General features: G+C 48.6%; 18 protein-coding genes and 1 pseudogene. 15 read left to right on the top strand and 4 right to left on the bottom strand.

The genetic code is table 11. The features are described 5' to 3' along the window. From terD to GF617_RS19690, 4 genes are all read left to right on the top strand, one after another. The gene (terD, locus tag GF617_RS19705) at positions 1 to 579 is read left to right on the top strand and encodes a tellurium resistance membrane protein TerD (RefSeq protein WP_000116680.1); all 579 of its coding nucleotides are present in this window, start codon (positions 1 to 3) and stop codon (positions 577 to 579) included. 68 nt (positions 580 to 647) lie between these two features. Then, positions 648 to 1,223, top strand: a complete 576-nt coding sequence (locus GF617_RS19700; protein WP_000301247.1) for a TerD family protein — start codon at positions 648 to 650, stop codon at positions 1,221 to 1,223. A 428-nt stretch (positions 1,224 to 1,651) separates the two neighbouring features. Next, positions 1,652 to 2,893: a VWA domain-containing protein gene (locus tag GF617_RS19695; protein ID WP_001053340.1), complete on the top strand. Its 1,242-nt coding sequence runs from the start codon at positions 1,652 to 1,654 to the stop codon at positions 2,891 to 2,893. 90 nt (positions 2,894 to 2,983) lie between these two features. Beyond that, positions 2,984 to 3,439 carry a hypothetical protein gene (locus GF617_RS19690; RefSeq protein WP_000374058.1) on the top strand — a complete coding sequence of 152 codons (456 nt, stop codon included), beginning with the start codon at positions 2,984 to 2,986 and terminating at the stop codon, positions 3,437 to 3,439. 240 nt (positions 3,440 to 3,679) lie between these two features. Here GF617_RS19690 and GF617_RS19685 read toward each other — a convergent pair whose 3' ends face one another. Further along, a complete protein-coding gene (locus GF617_RS19685) occupies positions 3,680 to 3,871 on the bottom strand; it encodes a hypothetical protein (RefSeq protein ID WP_000398479.1) in 192 nt (63 codons plus the stop codon). Positions 3,872 to 3,962: 91 nt separating this feature from the next. After that, complete coding sequence (locus GF617_RS19680; RefSeq protein ID WP_001151572.1) at positions 3,963 to 4,304, bottom strand: hypothetical protein; 342 nt, start codon at positions 4,302 to 4,304, stop codon at positions 3,963 to 3,965. Positions 4,305 to 4,929: 625 nt separating this feature from the next. Between GF617_RS19680 and GF617_RS19675 the strand changes: the two are divergent. Together GF617_RS19675 and GF617_RS19670 are read left to right on the top strand one after the other, a co-directional pair. Beyond that, positions 4,930 to 5,150 (top strand): annotated as a pseudogene (locus GF617_RS19675) (type I restriction-modification system subunit M N-terminal domain-containing protein); the annotation flags it as partial. A gap of 140 nt (positions 5,151 to 5,290) precedes the next feature. Then, positions 5,291 to 5,545 carry a hypothetical protein gene (locus GF617_RS19670; RefSeq protein ID WP_000880375.1) on the top strand — a complete coding sequence of 85 codons (255 nt, stop codon included), beginning with the start codon at positions 5,291 to 5,293 and terminating at the stop codon, positions 5,543 to 5,545. A 2-nt stretch (positions 5,546 to 5,547) separates the two neighbouring features. Here GF617_RS19670 and GF617_RS19665 read toward each other — a convergent pair whose 3' ends face one another. Together GF617_RS19665 and GF617_RS19660 are read right to left on the bottom strand one after the other, a co-directional pair. Next, positions 5,548 to 7,587, bottom strand: coding sequence for an ATP-dependent helicase (locus tag GF617_RS19665; protein ID WP_000166877.1), 2,040 nt, complete (start codon positions 7,585 to 7,587; stop codon positions 5,548 to 5,550). Beyond that, complete coding sequence (locus GF617_RS19660; RefSeq protein ID WP_000211823.1) at positions 7,584 to 8,570, bottom strand: hypothetical protein; 987 nt, start codon at positions 8,568 to 8,570, stop codon at positions 7,584 to 7,586. Before GF617_RS19660 ends, GF617_RS19665 begins: the two co-directional genes overlap by 4 nt. A 920-nt stretch (positions 8,571 to 9,490) precedes the next feature. Here GF617_RS19660 and GF617_RS19655 point away from each other — a divergent pair. The 9 genes from GF617_RS19655 to GF617_RS19615 form a co-directional block, all read left to right on the top strand. Further along, positions 9,491 to 9,883 carry a hypothetical protein gene (locus GF617_RS19655; RefSeq protein ID WP_000341066.1) on the top strand — a complete coding sequence of 131 codons (393 nt, stop codon included), beginning with the start codon at positions 9,491 to 9,493 and terminating at the stop codon, positions 9,881 to 9,883. Between the two features lie 647 nt (positions 9,884 to 10,530). Next, positions 10,531 to 11,187 (top strand): trypsin-like serine protease, encoded by a 657-nt coding sequence (locus GF617_RS19650; RefSeq protein ID WP_000462754.1) that lies wholly within the window; start codon positions 10,531 to 10,533, stop codon positions 11,185 to 11,187. Between the two features lie 202 nt (positions 11,188 to 11,389). Beyond that, the gene (locus tag GF617_RS19645; RefSeq protein WP_000340139.1) at positions 11,390 to 11,887 is read left to right on the top strand and encodes a membrane protein; all 498 of its coding nucleotides are present in this window, start codon (positions 11,390 to 11,392) and stop codon (positions 11,885 to 11,887) included. A 4-nt stretch (positions 11,888 to 11,891) separates the two neighbouring features. Beyond that, positions 11,892 to 13,280 carry a hypothetical protein gene (locus tag GF617_RS19640; RefSeq protein WP_012695445.1) on the top strand — a complete coding sequence of 463 codons (1,389 nt, stop codon included), beginning with the start codon at positions 11,892 to 11,894 and terminating at the stop codon, positions 13,278 to 13,280. Positions 13,281 to 13,680: 400 nt separating this feature from the next. Further along, positions 13,681 to 13,974: a helix-turn-helix transcriptional regulator gene (locus GF617_RS19635; RefSeq protein WP_012477377.1), complete on the top strand. Its 294-nt coding sequence runs from the start codon at positions 13,681 to 13,683 to the stop codon at positions 13,972 to 13,974. Between the two features lie 4 nt (positions 13,975 to 13,978). Continuing rightward, complete coding sequence (locus GF617_RS19630; RefSeq protein WP_000088044.1) at positions 13,979 to 15,304, top strand: type II toxin-antitoxin system HipA family toxin; 1,326 nt, start codon at positions 13,979 to 13,981, stop codon at positions 15,302 to 15,304. A 60-nt stretch (positions 15,305 to 15,364) separates the two neighbouring features. Further along, on the top strand, positions 15,365 to 15,571 hold the full coding sequence (locus GF617_RS19625; RefSeq protein ID WP_000134171.1) for a hypothetical protein: 207 nt from the start codon (positions 15,365 to 15,367) through the stop codon (positions 15,569 to 15,571). Between the two features lie 100 nt (positions 15,572 to 15,671). Further along, positions 15,672 to 16,082, top strand: coding sequence for a hypothetical protein (locus tag GF617_RS19620; protein ID WP_000985909.1), 411 nt, complete (start codon positions 15,672 to 15,674; stop codon positions 16,080 to 16,082). Positions 16,083 to 16,094: 12 nt separating this feature from the next. Then, on the top strand, positions 16,095 to 16,612 hold a 518-nt coding region (locus tag GF617_RS19615), incomplete at its 3' end, for a hypothetical protein (protein WP_072203509.1).

Below are 16,612 nucleotides of genomic sequence, written 5' to 3'. Positions count from 1 at the left end.
ATGAGTGTTTCTCTTTCCAAAGGCGGGAACGTCTCCCTAAGTAAAGCAGCTCCGTCAATGAAAAACGTCCTGGTGGGCCTTGGCTGGGATGCGCGTTCAACAGACGGTCAGGACTTTGACCTGGATGCTTCAGCATTCCTGCTGGCCTCAAACGGCAAAGTGCGCGGCGATTCAGATTTCATCTTCTATAACAACCTGACGTCATCCGACGGTTCCGTAACGCACACCGGCGATAACCGCACCGGTGAGGGCGATGGTGATGATGAATCGCTGAAAATTAAACTGGACGCCGTCCCGTCTGAAGTTGACAAGATCATCTTCGTTGTGACCATCCACGATGCTCAGGCTCGTCGCCAGAGCTTTGGTCAGGTATCCGGTGCGTTTATTCGTCTGGTTAATGACGATAACCAGACTGAAGTTGCTCGCTACGATCTGACCGAAGATGCGTCCACTGAGACTGCCATGCTGTTCGGCGAGCTGTATCGCCACAATGGTGAGTGGAAATTCCGCGCAGTAGGTCAGGGTTATGCTGGTGGTCTGGCATCTGTATGTGCTCAGTACGGCATTAACGCGTCCTGATCAAAAAGTAACTTTTCTACCCGGGGCTGTTAATGCAGCCCTCATTCAACTGTTTGCAGGAGCTAAAAATGGCAGTTTCTCTCGTAAAAGGCGGCAATGTATCTCTGACCAAAGAAGCACCAACCATGAATGTTGCTATGGTTGGCCTAGGCTGGGATGCCCGTGTAACCGATGGTCAGGGTTTTGACCTGGACGCTTCCGTGTTCGCAGTAGGCGAAGACGGTAAAGTGTTGTCAGATGCGCATTTCATTTTCTTCAATAACAAAACCAGCCCTGATGGCGCGGTAGAGCACCAGGGCGACAACCGTACCGGTGAAGGCGACGGCGACGATGAGCAGGTCAAAATCGATCTGACCAAAGTCTCAGCAGATATCAAAAAACTGGTGTTTGCCGTTACCATCTATGATGCAGAAGCGCGTAAACAAAACTTCGGCATGGTGAGCAACAGCTTCATGCGCGTTTACAACAACGACAACGGCACGGAAATTGCCCGTTTCGATCTGTCTGAAGATGCCTCAACCGAAACCGCTATGGTCTTCGGTGAACTGTATCGTCATGGCGCTGAGTGGAAGTTTAAAGCTGTCGGTCAGGGCTTTGCCGGTGGCCTGGCGGCTCTTGCCTCCCAGCACGGCGTTAACATCTAAAATAACGCTGAATCATACCCCGGCAATGCCGGGGTTTTTTTTGGTTGCGATCCGCTATCAGGAGGGGGGGGGCAGAAAGGGTTCGGGAATCTCAGAAAGCAGAGAGATGTTAATTCTGACGTGAGCCTTTTAAAGGCAGGAAACGGATTTTTCTCTGGTTGCTGGTTAAAGCCTGTATTCCGTGCCTTATATCAACAGCATGCCCCTCTGATATATGTTACGTTTGCGACTTATGAAGGCACGGGTTCTGGAAGATAAAATACCCGACCAATGGAAATTCCAATTCAACAGGTATAGAAACTTCAACGTGATGAAATATGGTGTCACACCATATATACGCCTCACCAGAAATCCAGCGTCCTGAACTAAGCCAGGGGAACCTATATAAACGCTGCGCTTTAAAATAATCAAAAATCAGGAGAGTTAATGTGAATCTACAATCCGGACAAAACATACCACTTCAGCAATCTGCGATCAGGCTGAATCTTCAGTACCCTACCAAATCCGGCTTTAAAGGCGAACCCGATACCTGCCTGTTCCTGCTTAATGCTCAGGGAAAGGTCAGCGGCGATTCTGACTTTATCTTTTACAATAATCTGTCTTCTCCTGAAGGGGCAGTAAAGCTCGTTACCGGTTCTCAGCAGTCCAGCATTGAGATAGCACTGGATCGTGTTCCTGCGAACATCAGTAAAATTGCAATCACAGTTGTCATTGATGGTGAAGATACCATCAGTGGGCTCAGTTCGTTGAGCATGCAGGCTCAAGGAATCGCTGAGTTCCAGGCTGAGACTCAGGGCCGCAGTGAGAAAGCAATTATCCTGGGTGAAGTATATCGGCACAATGGCGCCTGGAAGCTTCGTGCGCTCGGGCAGGGTTTCAACGGTGGTCTTGAGCCTCTGGCCATTAGCTATGGCGTTGATGTCGCACAGCCAGCTCCGCAGCCAGCAAAGCCTGCTCGTATCAGTCTGGAAAAGAAACTGGAAACCAGATCTCCGCGCCTTGTAAGCCTCGCTAAAAAAGCCTCGGTCAGTCTTACTAAAAATAAACTGGACACCCTTGAGGCAGCGGTTGCATTTGTACTTGACGCATCCGGCTCAATGAGTGGCCAGTTCAGTAAGGGTAACGTTCAGTCTGTGCTGGACCGCATCGCCGTTCTTGCCGCCCAGTTCGACGACGACGGTGAAATGGATGTCTGGGGATTTGGAGAGAAGCATAAGAAGTATCCAAACGTCACACTGGACAACCTGGACACATATATTCAGTCCATTCGCGGGGCTGGAAAGCGTTCAGCCTGGGAGAACCTGCCGGGCCTCGGAGGGACAAACAACGAGCCTCCTGTGATGGAAGAAATAGTCGACTACTTTAAGGACTCGAAAATCCCGGTGTATGTTGTATTTATTACCGATGGCGGGATCAGCAAGACCCGGGCGATTAAAGATGCAATCCGGCGTTCTGCCAACTACCCCATCTTCTGGAAGTTTGTCGGCCTGGGTGGTTCAAGCTACGGTATCCTCAAAAATCTGGATGACTTTACTGACCGCCGGGTTGATAACACCCACTTCTTTGCCATGGATGATTTCGGTTCGATTAGCGATGAAAAGTTATATGATAATCTACTGGAAGAATTCAGACCGTGGATCGATGAAACAAAAAGGTTAGGCATCCTTTAATACGCACAGTTTGAGCTTGGTTGAATGAGCTCTACAGCAGCTTAATACTGTAGAGCCTTTGTTCATTGGAAATCGTACAGGGAGGCGCATATGGACCGCATCAAGTACCTGAAATGGATAGCTGAAGAATCACCAAGTACGGCTCAGCAGCTGGTGGCCTGGTTAAACAGAGCAAGGCACTATACGCCCGACATGAAAGAGCATCAGGCAGGTGTACAGATTCAAGAAAAGGGGATTGTTGTAGGGCTTAGACAAAGTACTAATCGTTATCATGGAGATTGTCTGACCATACATGTGGTACGGCTTCCGGAAGAAATACAAAACAAGGGATGGTTTAAGTCTTTTCTGAAGCTTTGCTGTGAATCGAATCCCTGGTGCGATGTTGTAATAGAAGACGTGAAAAACCCATATTTATTAAGCTTTTGTAAGAAACTAAACTTTACTGTATTAGATGAATTTTACCCGAATACTTACATAGTAAACACAGATGCCATTATGAGTTTACCTATCCCACCCTTAGGGAGATACGAAACCTATCTTTATTAAACCTGCGAACCTTTACCGGTTGCGTGGGGAGCGGATGGACTTCGGCTAAAGAAAAATCACATCGTCTATTTTGACCAGAAAAAGCTAATCTGCTTGATGTAATGCAGAAACGCATTACATTAATATCTTCTCCCAACAATCACCTGAACAATTCCCTGATTGCTTTTCACCTCATACCAGTGCTGGCTCATAGTTAGTCCTTAAGCAAATTTGTTATCGGAATAAAGAACGAAGCCAGCCTCATCGAGGCGCATAACCTTCTTCCCTTAACGCCTGTTGTAATTTTTCAATTGCGCTTTTCATTACCCAGGCTTCTTCGTCACTCACAGCACAGCCACGAAGATCGCTCCAGCTCAGACGTTTAACTAATTGAGCAAGGGCCATAGTTTCATTCTCATCAAGCTGCAAACTCAGTGTCTCAATACCTTCCACTATCTAACCTCCCTTATACTGAAAAATGGCGCTTTATTTCTGACCAGATGCCGAAGCCTTGAATGCGGCCGGAACTGCCGTTGTTTCTACTTTACAGAAATGGAATTAAAAAGTGGTGGTGCTGGGCACGTTTCTTTTCCAGTCGGGGTTTAAGCCAGAGCCGAAACTCATTCAACTTCTCAGCAGCCAAAACCGCTTCAACGGGGAAAACTTTATATTTACCCTGCTGCTGAGGTTCACCCAACCATCGCCTGATGGCTCCGTCAGTCCATAAACGAGTCTCTTTGAGCCTGGTTACAGTGACCCATTTCCTGGACCATTCATCAAATTGTCGCTGGCGATCCCGATAACGTTGTTCTTCCTGCTGACGAAGCCAGTCACGATCAACAGCGAATTTTCGGTATCCAACAAAGAGCCCTTGTACTTTGGCCATGACAACATTCCGGTTTGCTTAGAACTGTTCAGACAGACATGTCAGGGATAAAGCTGAAGAAAAAGGTACAACGAAGAATAACCAAGACATAGGCCTGCCGGGTAAGTGGTGCGGTGCACAGGACTGTCGGAAAGTACGCTCAGAGAGGGTCGTTTAAGCATGATGCACCACCGCCAGCCAGCCTTAATAATGGTAATGTACCACTGGGTTACCAGACAGACCAGTAACGCATCAAACATAAAACTGTTTTTTAAAAAACGTCAGGAACGTAGCCTGACCTTTTAACCAGTGGTGTAAAAAACATACAGATTGCTCTGAGGTATGAGGTTCAGCAACTAGCCTTGTCGACGCAGAAACATTAAGTAATCAATAGCAGCTATCGCAAACAATGGTGAAAACCACCACGTGCTTTTCAACAAGCCAAGCGGCAGAAAGAGTACAGTTGCCATCGAATAAACAAAAACACGAACCATACCATCTGTAATAAACATAGGCTATTTGCAATCTGAGGTTGGATTGTAGATTTTAGTTAGAAATGGATCAAAGTCCGTTTTGTGCAAAACTTGGTTGACAACCCTCTTTTGGAAGATGTGCCGTTTCGTGCAAAAGTTGGTTGGAGGCCAAGATGGCAGAGTTCGTAGGTTCGGCTGCTTCGCAAGCTGATTTCATTTGGAAGAACGCGGAAGACCTGTGGGGGGGGATTTCAAGCATACCGACTTCGGCAAGATCATTTTGCCGTTTACTCTGCTGCGTCGATTGGAGTGCGCACTGGAGTCTACACGGGAAGCATCGCTCGATAGCCAACCAGCCACGATTGAGTTCTTAGAAGCAGAGTTCAGTGTTGATTTCGATGCGCTGCTATCTTGACCGCCAATCAGACCCGCATGGTTCAGGTTTGTGTATGAGAGTCCCCAAATGGCTGTAGTTCTAACCAAAGCCTTGATTGAAGCCGGCCGCGCCGGAAATAGTGGGTACAGAAAAGGCAGTTGCTTGCGCTGGGCGTAAGTTACCCGCCGAAAAGCGGCTGGATCGAACGACTGATCGGCACTGAGGTATCTGACGAGCAGTACGAACGCTTTCTGGGGCACAGCACGAGCAAGCAGGCTGAACAGATCCTACGCGGAGAGCAGCCAGCCAAGGGGCTTCAGTATGCAAAGCGAGCGAAGAAGCTCGCTTCTGAAAGAAAAGCCACAATTGATCTGGATAACGAGCACCTGTCTGAAATCGAAAAGTATCGGTAGCCCTAGACTTTTAGCCGCTGAAGATCTCTTAGATACCATTGGTGAAACTTGCTGAAGTCAGCCTTCTGTTTCTCTACCGTGCTGTTATAGATCGCATCACTGGTAACCGCACAAGCAGTCCAGCCAGCCTCATAGACGAAGCGAGTAGCTATCGGTGACTTCTTCGGGGTGCTATCCCAGCGGTTTTTGAGCCACCGCGCAAGCCCTTCATCAAGAGGGACCACCAGATTTAGCTGCTGTTTTGTGCGAGTGATACCGACATAAAACAGCCGACGTTCCTCCTCGATTTCCTCTTCGGCCGGAGGGGTGTTCATCGATGTGCGAACGCTGTAAACATCATCGGGTTTGCCGCCAGGAAATTCCTGCTCATTCAGCCCGATCAGTATTACGTTATCCCACTCCAGCCCCTTGGAACCATGCAGTGTGGAAAGGATGAAGGGATCGCAGTCAGTAGCAGCCTCGCCTGGATTCAAGATAAGGTTTAAAAACGTGCGGGAATCGATCTTACTGGAGTCAAGTAGCTCCCCGATCCTCACGACCCCTCGTTGCTGGTCGTTCGATCCAGTGCGAGTTACACCCTCAGAGCCAACACTATCAATGAAACCCTCCATACTCAGGCGTCGTAACACATCGATAGCAGGCGTTTCCTCTCCGTCTTTCTGGCAGATAGTGGCGAGCCTGCCCAGCCGATCTTTTTGGTATTGTGCGCCCTCGAATAACTGACCTAGAGCAGACCATAGGTCGGCGTGCGGAGCCATCAATCCACTGAGCGCCGCTTTGAATTGCCCTTTCTGCCATCTAAAACCAGCCTCCTTCAGAAAGCCGTAAACAATCGCTTGTTTGTTGGGATGGTTTTCCAGTAGCCGCAGATCGCCGTACACAGACAGCAAGACGCCAACTACCAGTATCCCGATTTCGGTGCGGGTGTGTAATGCGCTTGAACCATTGAGGTAGCGATAAGGTAGCCCACACAGGCGTAAAGCAATTTCCGCCTCAGCAAGGTTCGCCTTAGTGCGGGACAATATGGCTTGTGTTCCACTGCTCACCGAGAGGTTTGATAGCACCTTGGATAGGCAGTTATCAAAGTGCAATCTGACCTCTGTTTTGGGGGTGCTAGGATGACTGACACAAAGCTTGGTCAGCTTTGTAGAGTTGCGCCGAATTACCGAGTTAGCCATCAAGGAAAGCTCATGGCCAAATCTGAACGTGCATGACAGTTGAAACACCTTCGTATTCGGGTAGTGCCTTTCAAACAGTCCGCCGATAAAGTCTGGTCGAGCACCACGCCACTCATAAATACACTGGTTAACATCACCAACAGCCATAACCGACGTATCCGACTTAGATAGCAAGCGGGTCATGTCATGCTGTATCAGGTTAACGTCCTGATATTCATCAACAATGATGTGCTTGAAGTGGGCACCAAGGCTGCTGTCATTACGCAACAGTGCGACAGCCTCAATCAAACAGTCATCAAAGGTTCGCAGACTGTTTTCCTCCAGCAGCTCACAATAGCGGCCATAGGCGTGAATAAACTCCCGTTTGATGTTGCTGAACGTTGGATCATTGGCAGCATCAACAGGAGTTACGGCCGCCGCCCGGCAGCGAGCAATAAACAGCTCGAAGTTTTCAATTTCATTGGGGTCAATATAATTCGCCTCATGGTCAAAGCCATAGCGGTAGGCTTGCTTTACCAGTTGCTCATAGCGGTAGTCGCTTGGAGTAATGAGGTCTTTCTTCTTGATTATCTGTTGGCGTTCTCCGTAACCAACAATCTTTAAGGCCAAGCTGTGGAACGTGCGGATTTCTGGAATCACGCTCGACATCAGTGCCGTCTTCAAGTTCTCCGTGAAGCTCACCTGCGCCGACTTGTTGTACATCAGGATCAGAATGGAGCGAGGATCAGTTCCCGTCTTGACCAGCCGCTCAACGCGCTTTACAAGTGTGGTTGTTTTCCCGCTACCAGGTACGGCTTTTACCAACGCATGTCCGGTGTCATGGCTGACAATACTTTTCTGCTCCCAAGTCAGTCTTTTGGTCATGCCTTAACCTTGTAATTGGCGCACTGACGGGCCTCGGTGTAGGGAACGATCTTTGCCTTACTGTGACATTGCAGATAGCCATCCTCCCATCGGCCTGCTTGCTCGCACATAATGCAGTTGGGAAATAGTGAATGAGGATCGGCGTGACGGATAAAAGCTCGTAAGTTATCAGCCAGCTCAGCGGCCCCTAACGATCTAGGCCATGTGTTCACGTCAGAATTGATTGTTAAATCCACTTCAGCGAGCGGCATCGTTTGTTCGTTGAGTCGGCCGGAACCACTTAAACTCCAGACAGACATATCCACGTTACCTACTGAGCAGACGCCGCTACAGGTGTCCACAGATTGAAACGGGGGAAGCCAGTTGAATACTCTCAGGATCTTCTCCTTGATCGAGTAGGCCCCGGTAAGCAACATCTGAATATCAGAGGCAGATTGGACCTTAAACTCAAGAATCGGGATACCGGCTTCGATCTTGTCTTGAGAGCAGGGGTGTGTGACACAAATCTCTACGTAGCAACGCCTTTCGCCAGTCGTATCATACAACATCACGTCTGGTCGCAGCCCTGTGACCTTATCGTGTTTTTCCAGCTCTGCCTGATCGAAAAATTGAGTCAAGTTGTAGCGTGCAGGCACGGATTTTACGCACTGACGTGCTTCGTCTCTAACCAAGGCTAAACGAGAACCATTACAGGCAACCCGGCGCTCCAGCTCAAGGCTAATAGGCATTTCACGGCTGAGAGCTTGTTGGTAGCGATAGAAGAATGCTTCTTTGCCGCACTTGTGAAGATAGGTTTCAAGGGCACAGCATTCTTCCGAATGGCGAAAGTGCTTAGCGTTGAACTCGCCCATTACCGGGGTCAGGGGGCTCTTACAACCTGGGCAGGTGTAAGTATGTGAGCGCAGGGCAGCGCCAATGTGCGTGAGGGTGCCCTCGCCGTCTAGCGCGTAAGCGTATTGTATTGAGCTGGATTGAGTTGTCATGACTGCGTATCCTCCCAAAAAAATCCAGCTAAGAACAGACCTTACGGCAGGCAAATGGTAAGTAGTGCTTCTTGAAGCAGTCGAGTGTACAGCGGCTCAGTGAAAAAGCTAATCGCCCGCTCAACAACCTAGTGATACTGGTGCAGATTCGACAATGAGTTAATGCCCGGAGAGCATCTGCAAGACTTCTAGCTGGAAGGCATTCCAACCAGCCCTCGCTTCTGAAAAGCCGTCAGGAAACGGTAAAATCCAACCAAGTGAGCAACTTCACTTGATCAAAGATCTAAGGCTAGAATGATGGAATTCCAACCTTAGTTTGCAAATAGCCTAAACATATAACTTCCTCTGAGGATTTAAAAGAATTCTCAGATGTCTTGAAAGCTACTTTTTAAACTTTCTCATTCTGAGAAGCATATTTAATTTTGCTGCGTCTGCTCGTGCTGCTGCTACAGAAAGGGCTTTATGCAGTGAAACTACCACGACAAACAAACAGAACATCGACCAGAATCCATCCATTTCGTTTACCTAATCGTTGAGGTTTTTATTCGGGATATCTGGCTAAATAGGACTACACAGATACCCAGTTAAACCCCCCGCTTACATAACACTCCGGTTCCTCACCAGACGTTTTATTCTATCGCGGTCTGTGGTTATCAGAAGCTGCATAAACCGGTTATTTAGTCCGTTACGCGAAAATTATTGAGGATCCGGGCTGTTAAACTGTTCTTCCTCTTTCGCTTCCGGAGAAAAGGGGAGGTGTCACCCTGCGGCCGGGTAGTGAAAGGGATTTGACGTAATTCAGGCGAAGGGCGAACAAGACCGCAAAGGACGCCCGGGCGACCGGATACCTGCCGGGTTGTGCGAAGTAAAAACCGGAAGCAGTGATAACACAAACAGGCCCCTACAGCGTAAGGATTGTGATGGACGATAAAGAGCAATTTACGAATCTTGTGGCAAAGCATGCCTCCGGACTCACCGAAGAGCAGCTGGCCGGTTACGATGCCTGTTCCCTGGATGGTGAATGCGTCACGCCTTCATACGAGGTTTTCCGGGGGTATCGTACCCGCCATACCCTGGATGAATTTCTGGAGATGGCCATATCGCTGAATGCCATCCACCCGGATGAATATTTAACGGATATGCTGCTTAAGCCTCATGAGGTGATCGGCGCTCTGGCCGATGAAGGCGACCAGCTGAACAACGCCACCCCGGTTTATTTCTTCCCGGATACCGGCGTCTATGCAGCGGCCGTCAGTGAAACCCGGGTGCTCGATGCCTGGCTTTGCTGGCCATGCTACCCGGCGAACTGGTAACGCGGCCGTTGGAATTGCACCGGCAGGATACGAATTTAACCGACCCCGTGGCGGGAAGGTTATCACAATTGCATGTCCTCATCCCTCAAGCCCCCTGCCAGGCCCTAACGTGCTGTCAGGCTTCGCCTGATTCCCGATCTGCGCCGGTACTTCAGCCGATAACTTTTTGTTTTCTTTTTATTTTCTCCCCATTTCCTCAAAGTTCGCGGGCGGCGTGGACAGGGCACCATTGCCGCATGTGGGGTCTTAATAAGGGCAGGGTGGTCAGGTTTGCTCGATGCCGGGGGTAGGCCCTACCCTTTATGGGATGAGGACATGCAATTCACTAAATTAATCGACAGCACCGGTGGTGACTTATCTGTAACGGGTCAGTTTTGATACGGGGAATGTTTCAGGGTTAAGATCTGGAATCATAAAAATATACGCTCCCGTTCAGGACATACGACTTGAAATGGATAATGCCATTAAAGGAATTCCAGCCTTTCGTCGATAACAGTGCCATAACCATGTCATGGAGGAGACTAACCGTGTTTCAGAGGTGAGCTGGTGCCTGGCAAAACATACAAACTCAAATATCAGGAAGCGAGTTTAGTTGTTTATAACATGCAGCCGTGTAACTGATTAGGTACCGGCAAAAGGAGGAAATAATGTTTGAAAACTACGTTTGTAAAATCTATGTAAGCAATGATCCTCATTTTAGTAGCCATCTCGAAGCAACTGCGTTTGGTTTCGATAATGGTCAGCAGCAAAAGATTCTCACCGCAGCCCATGTTGTTACCAATGCTCTTGGAAAAATTTATCCCGTCAGCAATACACTTAAACTTTACGTCAAATTTCTTAACCATCAAGGACTGGTGAACGAAGAGCCTGTTCTAGTCGATTTCATTCTCAATGAGGCTAATGACAGGGCAGACTTTAAAGACGGCATTCCGTTTGTTGACAGTGCAGAAATCGTATTACCAGCTGGAATACAACAGCCTGTAAGTAGTTACTTTAAGGTCCTGGCTCCCGCAGCTGGCATGGGTACATTGGGTGTCGGATATCCAATGAATGAGACAACAATTTCGACATTCCCTGGTGAAGTTTCAGGCATTTGGCCTTTAAATTGCTCAAATCATTCTCCCCAACATCTCACAACTCGCTTTGTAATAGCACATTTCAACACCGATGGTTGCTCTGGTGGACCCTATGTCGTCTCCGAGAATGACGAGCATTTTGTCATTGGAAGTCTGGTTGGAATAATGTCTGGAACCTGCCCAGATTCAAATCCACACATGTCTGTTCAGTCCGCTACTGATTTTTAGCAAAGTCAGTTCCAAAATGACGCTGGCACGATAGTTATTTTGGGTCTGCCCGATATGGCGTCTGCCCTTACTAACAGCAACAGCATTGAAACTGACAAACATGAACTCGAAAGTGCCACAATAGTAAGTCATGATTTCTTCATCACTTTTATGGTGCTCTTTTTCACCTATCACACAGCAAGTTATGAATACGAGGCCTGTAATGGACGCTACCGAAACTGAAGAGCTCGAAAAAATTCGCAAGAAGGCAATGGATGAAGTTACAAGTGCTCTTCAGGCGCTTGAAAATAAGTTCCCGGGTATTACTGAGGGCGCAGCAGCTTTGGCGGGGTCAGGCGTAGGCGCAGCGGCTTCCTTCGGTGCTCTCTATACGCTTGGTACAACGGGAGTGTCAGCAGCAGGCATAACCTCCGGGCTCGCTACAGCAGGGTCTATCGTCGGTGGCGGTATGGTTGCAGGCATTGCGGTATTGGCCGCACCTGTAGCTGTGTTAGGGATTGGCGGGTACGCGATAGTGAAACACAAAAAAAATGCGAAACTGACAGCCGCCCTTAGTCAGGCCATCCAAAAGCTCTACGAAGTTCAGGAAAGGTTGATGTCGAATGCGGAATATTTTAAGGCAGAAATTGCTGGCATCAAGGCAACAATCGACATGCTTACTAAGAAAGCTCCAAAAGGTAGCCTGGTCGCGGTGAGGTAAACACATGAGTCAGTCTCCTTATGATGATGAGTTCAGGGCCATCCGTTATATTCAGCTCCGTGGTCAGGATATCGCGAACGCTCACGAGACAATTAACAGTGATATAGAGAGCCTTAAGGCACAGTTGACCGGGCTAATCAGCGGCACTGAACTTGATGAAGCGGAGCATCTGGCGCTTAAAGAACATCATCTGCGAGAAATGACCCCTTCAGATACTGCCATGCATTCTACTGGTCTCAAGACTATATATAGCGAGGCTAACCAGCGTGTATGCGGTGATATTGGACTGGCCACAATACTCTCCACGGATGACTTGGCTGTTGTAGATGCCCGGATCCAGAATCATATTAAAGAATTTAATGATCGCTACGCACTCGACGCCTGGGATTATGCTATTGCCTGCGGATGCGGGCTCATAGCATCCATGCTGGATTTACTTTGCGTCAGAGCCCCGCCAAAACCTACGGTGAGCTTTACGGCAGAAGTGGATGGTATTTTCAATAAACAGGTGCAGAAAGCCTTCAATGCCATTTTGCCGGAGGACCTGAGTACAAAACTCTCAGATTTGTTCCCTATAGGGGCACCAGACAGTTCGATCAGCAGCGATTTAGTGGGTGCGGCCGGTGGCGTTTTGTCTCCCACAAATCACCGCTTAAGAGCTTTGTCACACGATCCCGTACTGGGCATTATTTTCGGTATAAAGGATATGCTGAACGGGACCTGTACGGTGGTTCAGAATGGACAGATCGTGGTTTATCCTTCCAGTAAAGGCGTTACAGACGAAACCAATATTTTCAGGCTCATCGCCAGAATGTTTGGACACCTGGCATCGGATGTTAATGCCCCCTCAGCAAAAGGAAACCGTGGCATGGGGTTACCGGCTCCTTTTATGGGGCTACTTCGTATGCTTGAGGGGATCCCTGTGGGGAGTTCTAACTTCGGCAAACAAATAGAGTACATGTATGTCAACGGGTATGACTTTCGTCAGTTTATCGTGACAAGTATTCCGATGAGCATAATGGAAGTTTTGATGCGGGTTTTCTATGTGGCGAAACAGGTATCGCTGGGAAAAGGAGCTTTTGGGGAGACCTTACTGGATACCATGCCGTTGCGGCTAAATCCACGCTTCCGGATGATGCTTGCCCTGGGTTATGGAACTTCCAGTGCTGTTAACGCAGGTAAAATGTATATCACCGGCAATATTCTCAATGCGAATTACGCCTCCTGGATGGGGTTGGCCTGGAATGGTTTTCACTCACTCAAGTGGTCCCTTTATCAGCGACACTTAAAGCTTTGGGCCGGTATTGAAAAGGCAGAACTGGAACGGCTTCAGAACAATATAGACAGCATCGAGGCATTGACCATCATAGCAGGAAACTTGCCAGTCAAGTAACATTCACCGGAGCACCTCCGGAACCCCATAGCCCACCAGCTGCTAAAAATGTCTGCCTTTGCTTTTAATACTCTCTCTGCCTCCTCCCCGAGGCAGAGAGTAGCTCGTAGTTATTTATACAGCTCACAACAGGGCCATAAGATACTCCGCTTCTCGTTTACCGATGATCCTGATCTGTCAGCTCTCTTACCGGATGCTGTACGAGCGTAACGGCTTATTATTGATAGTTCTCTCATATCAAACCTCATAAAGATTTATGCTGCCACTTAGTAACAGCCTAAAGGTTGTACTCTCTATTTAACAGCTTTTAGGCTGTTAATTTGATATTACAGCTTTTAGGGTGTATGTTTAGAAAACAGCGTACAAGGTGTATCAGAGGAACTACTGAGGCCAGCTTATGATCAATAATGATTACCCGTTAAACACGCTCAACCAGTTGCGTCCCTTGCTCATTGGTTTTCGCAAGGCGAATGGCCTGACGCAAAAAGACCTGTCCGAAAGGTTAGGGGTCACTCAACAGACATACTCACGTCTGGAAGCCAACCCTGCCAGTGCGAGCATTGAACGGCTATTCAAGGTGTTTTCTATCCTGGGCGTAAAAATCAGCTTCTCCTCGACAACCGCCTCTTCAGAGGGGAAGCAGACGGAAGAAATGCTTAAATCAAACTCACCTGCACGACAGGAGAAATGGTAACGATATGAGCCGGAAACAGCAGCGTCTGGCAATCTGGATGAACGGAATCAAAGTCGGATACTGGGAAAAAAGTAAAGGGGTAGACAGCTTACAATACCTTCCTGACTGGAGTGCAGACGAACAGGGAAGGCCGCTGTCATTGTCCCTTCCTTTTACTCCCGGGAACCAGGTCTGGCGTGGAAATGTGGTACGTGACTATTTTGATAATTTACTCCCGGACAGCGAAGGCATACGCAGACGTCTGGCAATGCGTTACAAGGCCGATAGCCTGGAGCCTTTTGATCTTCTGACGGAGCTGGGAAAAGACTGCGTGGGCGCGATACAGCTGCTTCATGACGGAGATGAACCCACAGATTTATATTCCGTGAAGTATCACCCGCTTACTGAATCAGAAATTGCGGCAACTTTGCGTAATACCACGGAGACATTGCTACCGGGCAGGCCAGAAGATAACGACGACTTACGTTTATCTATTGCCGGTGCTCAGGAGAAAACAGCCCTACTGTGGCATGAAGATCGGTGGTGTATGCCGGAGGGTAATACACCAACGACGCATATATTCAAGCTACCGCTCGGACTTGTGGGGAACATGAAAGCCGACATGCGCTCGTCGGTTGAAAATGAATGGCTCTGCTCGGTACTTCTCGAACAGTACGGGCTCCCCGTGGCAAGAACGCAGATTGCTCACTTTGAAGATCAGAAAGCGCTGGTGGTAGAACGTTTTGACCGAAAATGGTCAGGAAACGGACAATGGATCATTCGTTTACCCCAGGAGGATATGTGTCAGGCCCTGGGCATTTCGCCATTACGAAAATATCAGGCGGACGGCGGGCCAGGTATATCGGAAATTATGGAAGTTCTGAGTAATTCAGACCGTGCTGAGCGTGACAAAGCGCAGTTTTTTATGACGCAGATAGTTTTCTGGATGATGGCCGCAACAGATGGCCACGCTAAAAATTTCAGTATTTCTATTGGGCCACAGGGACGTTATCACCTTACACCACTCTATGATGTGTTGTCGGCATGGCCGGTGATCGGTCATGGGAACAATCAGATATCCTGGCAGAAGTGCAAACTGGCGATGGCCGTACGTGGCAGTAGCAACTATTACCAGATATATCGAATACAACGACGCCACTGGATCAGGCATGGTGAGATAACCGGCCTGAGTAAACAGCAGACAGAGGCGATGATAGAGGAAATCATCGCCAGAACCCCGGGTGTCATTGAACGTGTTAGCGGGCTTCTTCCGGACCAGTTCCCCCAGCAGCTTGCGGAAAGTATTTTTGATGGAATGAGGCAGCAATGCAGGCGCCTGGCTGAGAAATGACAGCCGCAATTTATAGTGTGCATGTTTTCAGAATAGCTGATGTAAGCGTGAGGATTCAGTATGACTGAAGAACAAAAAAGAATAGAGCGGGCTATTGAGTTGGCTTGTCGTTACGGCGGAACCGATGAAATGCATCATCTGCAATGGGTCGTGGATCAGATGGTAAGAGAACTTGCTGGAGAACGTTATGCACAGATTGTAGCAGATGCCACCAGCGGAGAAGATGGGCCTGATACTTACAAATGGAGTGTTGGGATCGCGCCTTAGCATCTGTCAGTCTGGGGATGAAAACGTACTTAACATCCAGCGAATTCCCAGACTTCACATTAAGACTAGAGTAACGGCCGCAATCACGTGAGAGAAAAAAATGGCAATTTTAGCAATCATTGCAGTTATCGCCCTGGGTGGGTACGCCTGCGGGTTTATTAAAGCCCGTGAGCTGAGCGCTTTGCGTAAAGAAATGAAACTATACGTGGATCGCATGGAAGCGGCGGAGCTGGACTTACACGCAATCAGAAGTGTAGCGGAGCACCGGTTGCACGGTGCAGGTAAACAGTTTGCCGACCTTTACAGCCGTATCGACGGTGCAACTGTGACGCTGACACCCGAAGATCAGCTGTTACTGGCAACGATGCCATTTAATATTCAGGATGTAGAAGACATCGTAAACGAGCGCGGTCCAAAGACAATTAGCGGCCGTCCATTCTGGGAAGTTGAGCCAGGCCCGCATGACTATGAATATGGCCCGCAATATCCGTATTTCCCAGACCAGCGCTAGGAAGAGATCAAGATGAGAGAGCCAAGACCCCGCCATACCTTGCAGGTCATTCGAGTGCCTTCTCTGGAGGTTCAGGATCTGGGGCTGACCAGCTTTGATAGCTGGCTTGACGAGAACGGTTATGACAAAACGAATGCCAGAAATAACCGTACCATCTGGGCGAGAGAAGGCGGATGGCATCTGAAACGTTGCAGAAATCTGGAAACTGGCACGGACGATTTCTGGTTTATCGCTTTCGATGGTAAAGGCGGAAAGATATACCCGCTGAAAACCCAAAGAGACTACCGGGCTGCATATCGTAAGCTGGAAGCAGAAGGTTATGCACCTGCGGTCATCGAGCAAATGACCACAGGCGCAGCATATAACCTGGCCTATCCACGTTCCACCCTAAAACAAGCTGAGACGGCCACCAGCGAACCAAAGCGGAAACCTGACGTAGATGGGGTCGTCTCAGAAAACGGAATCTATGGTCACTCCCGTTTTTGCAACACCGATTTTGACGACAAGTTGGCTTGCTTGAATCTATCCGG

Origin of the sequence: Lelliottia sp. RWM.1 (genome assembly GCF_016859735.1) — a bacterium.
GTDB lineage: Bacteria > Pseudomonadota > Gammaproteobacteria > Enterobacterales > Enterobacteriaceae > Enterobacter.
Note: the sequence above shows the minus strand (reverse complement) of the source record. Positions and strands in the feature narration are given on the sequence as shown.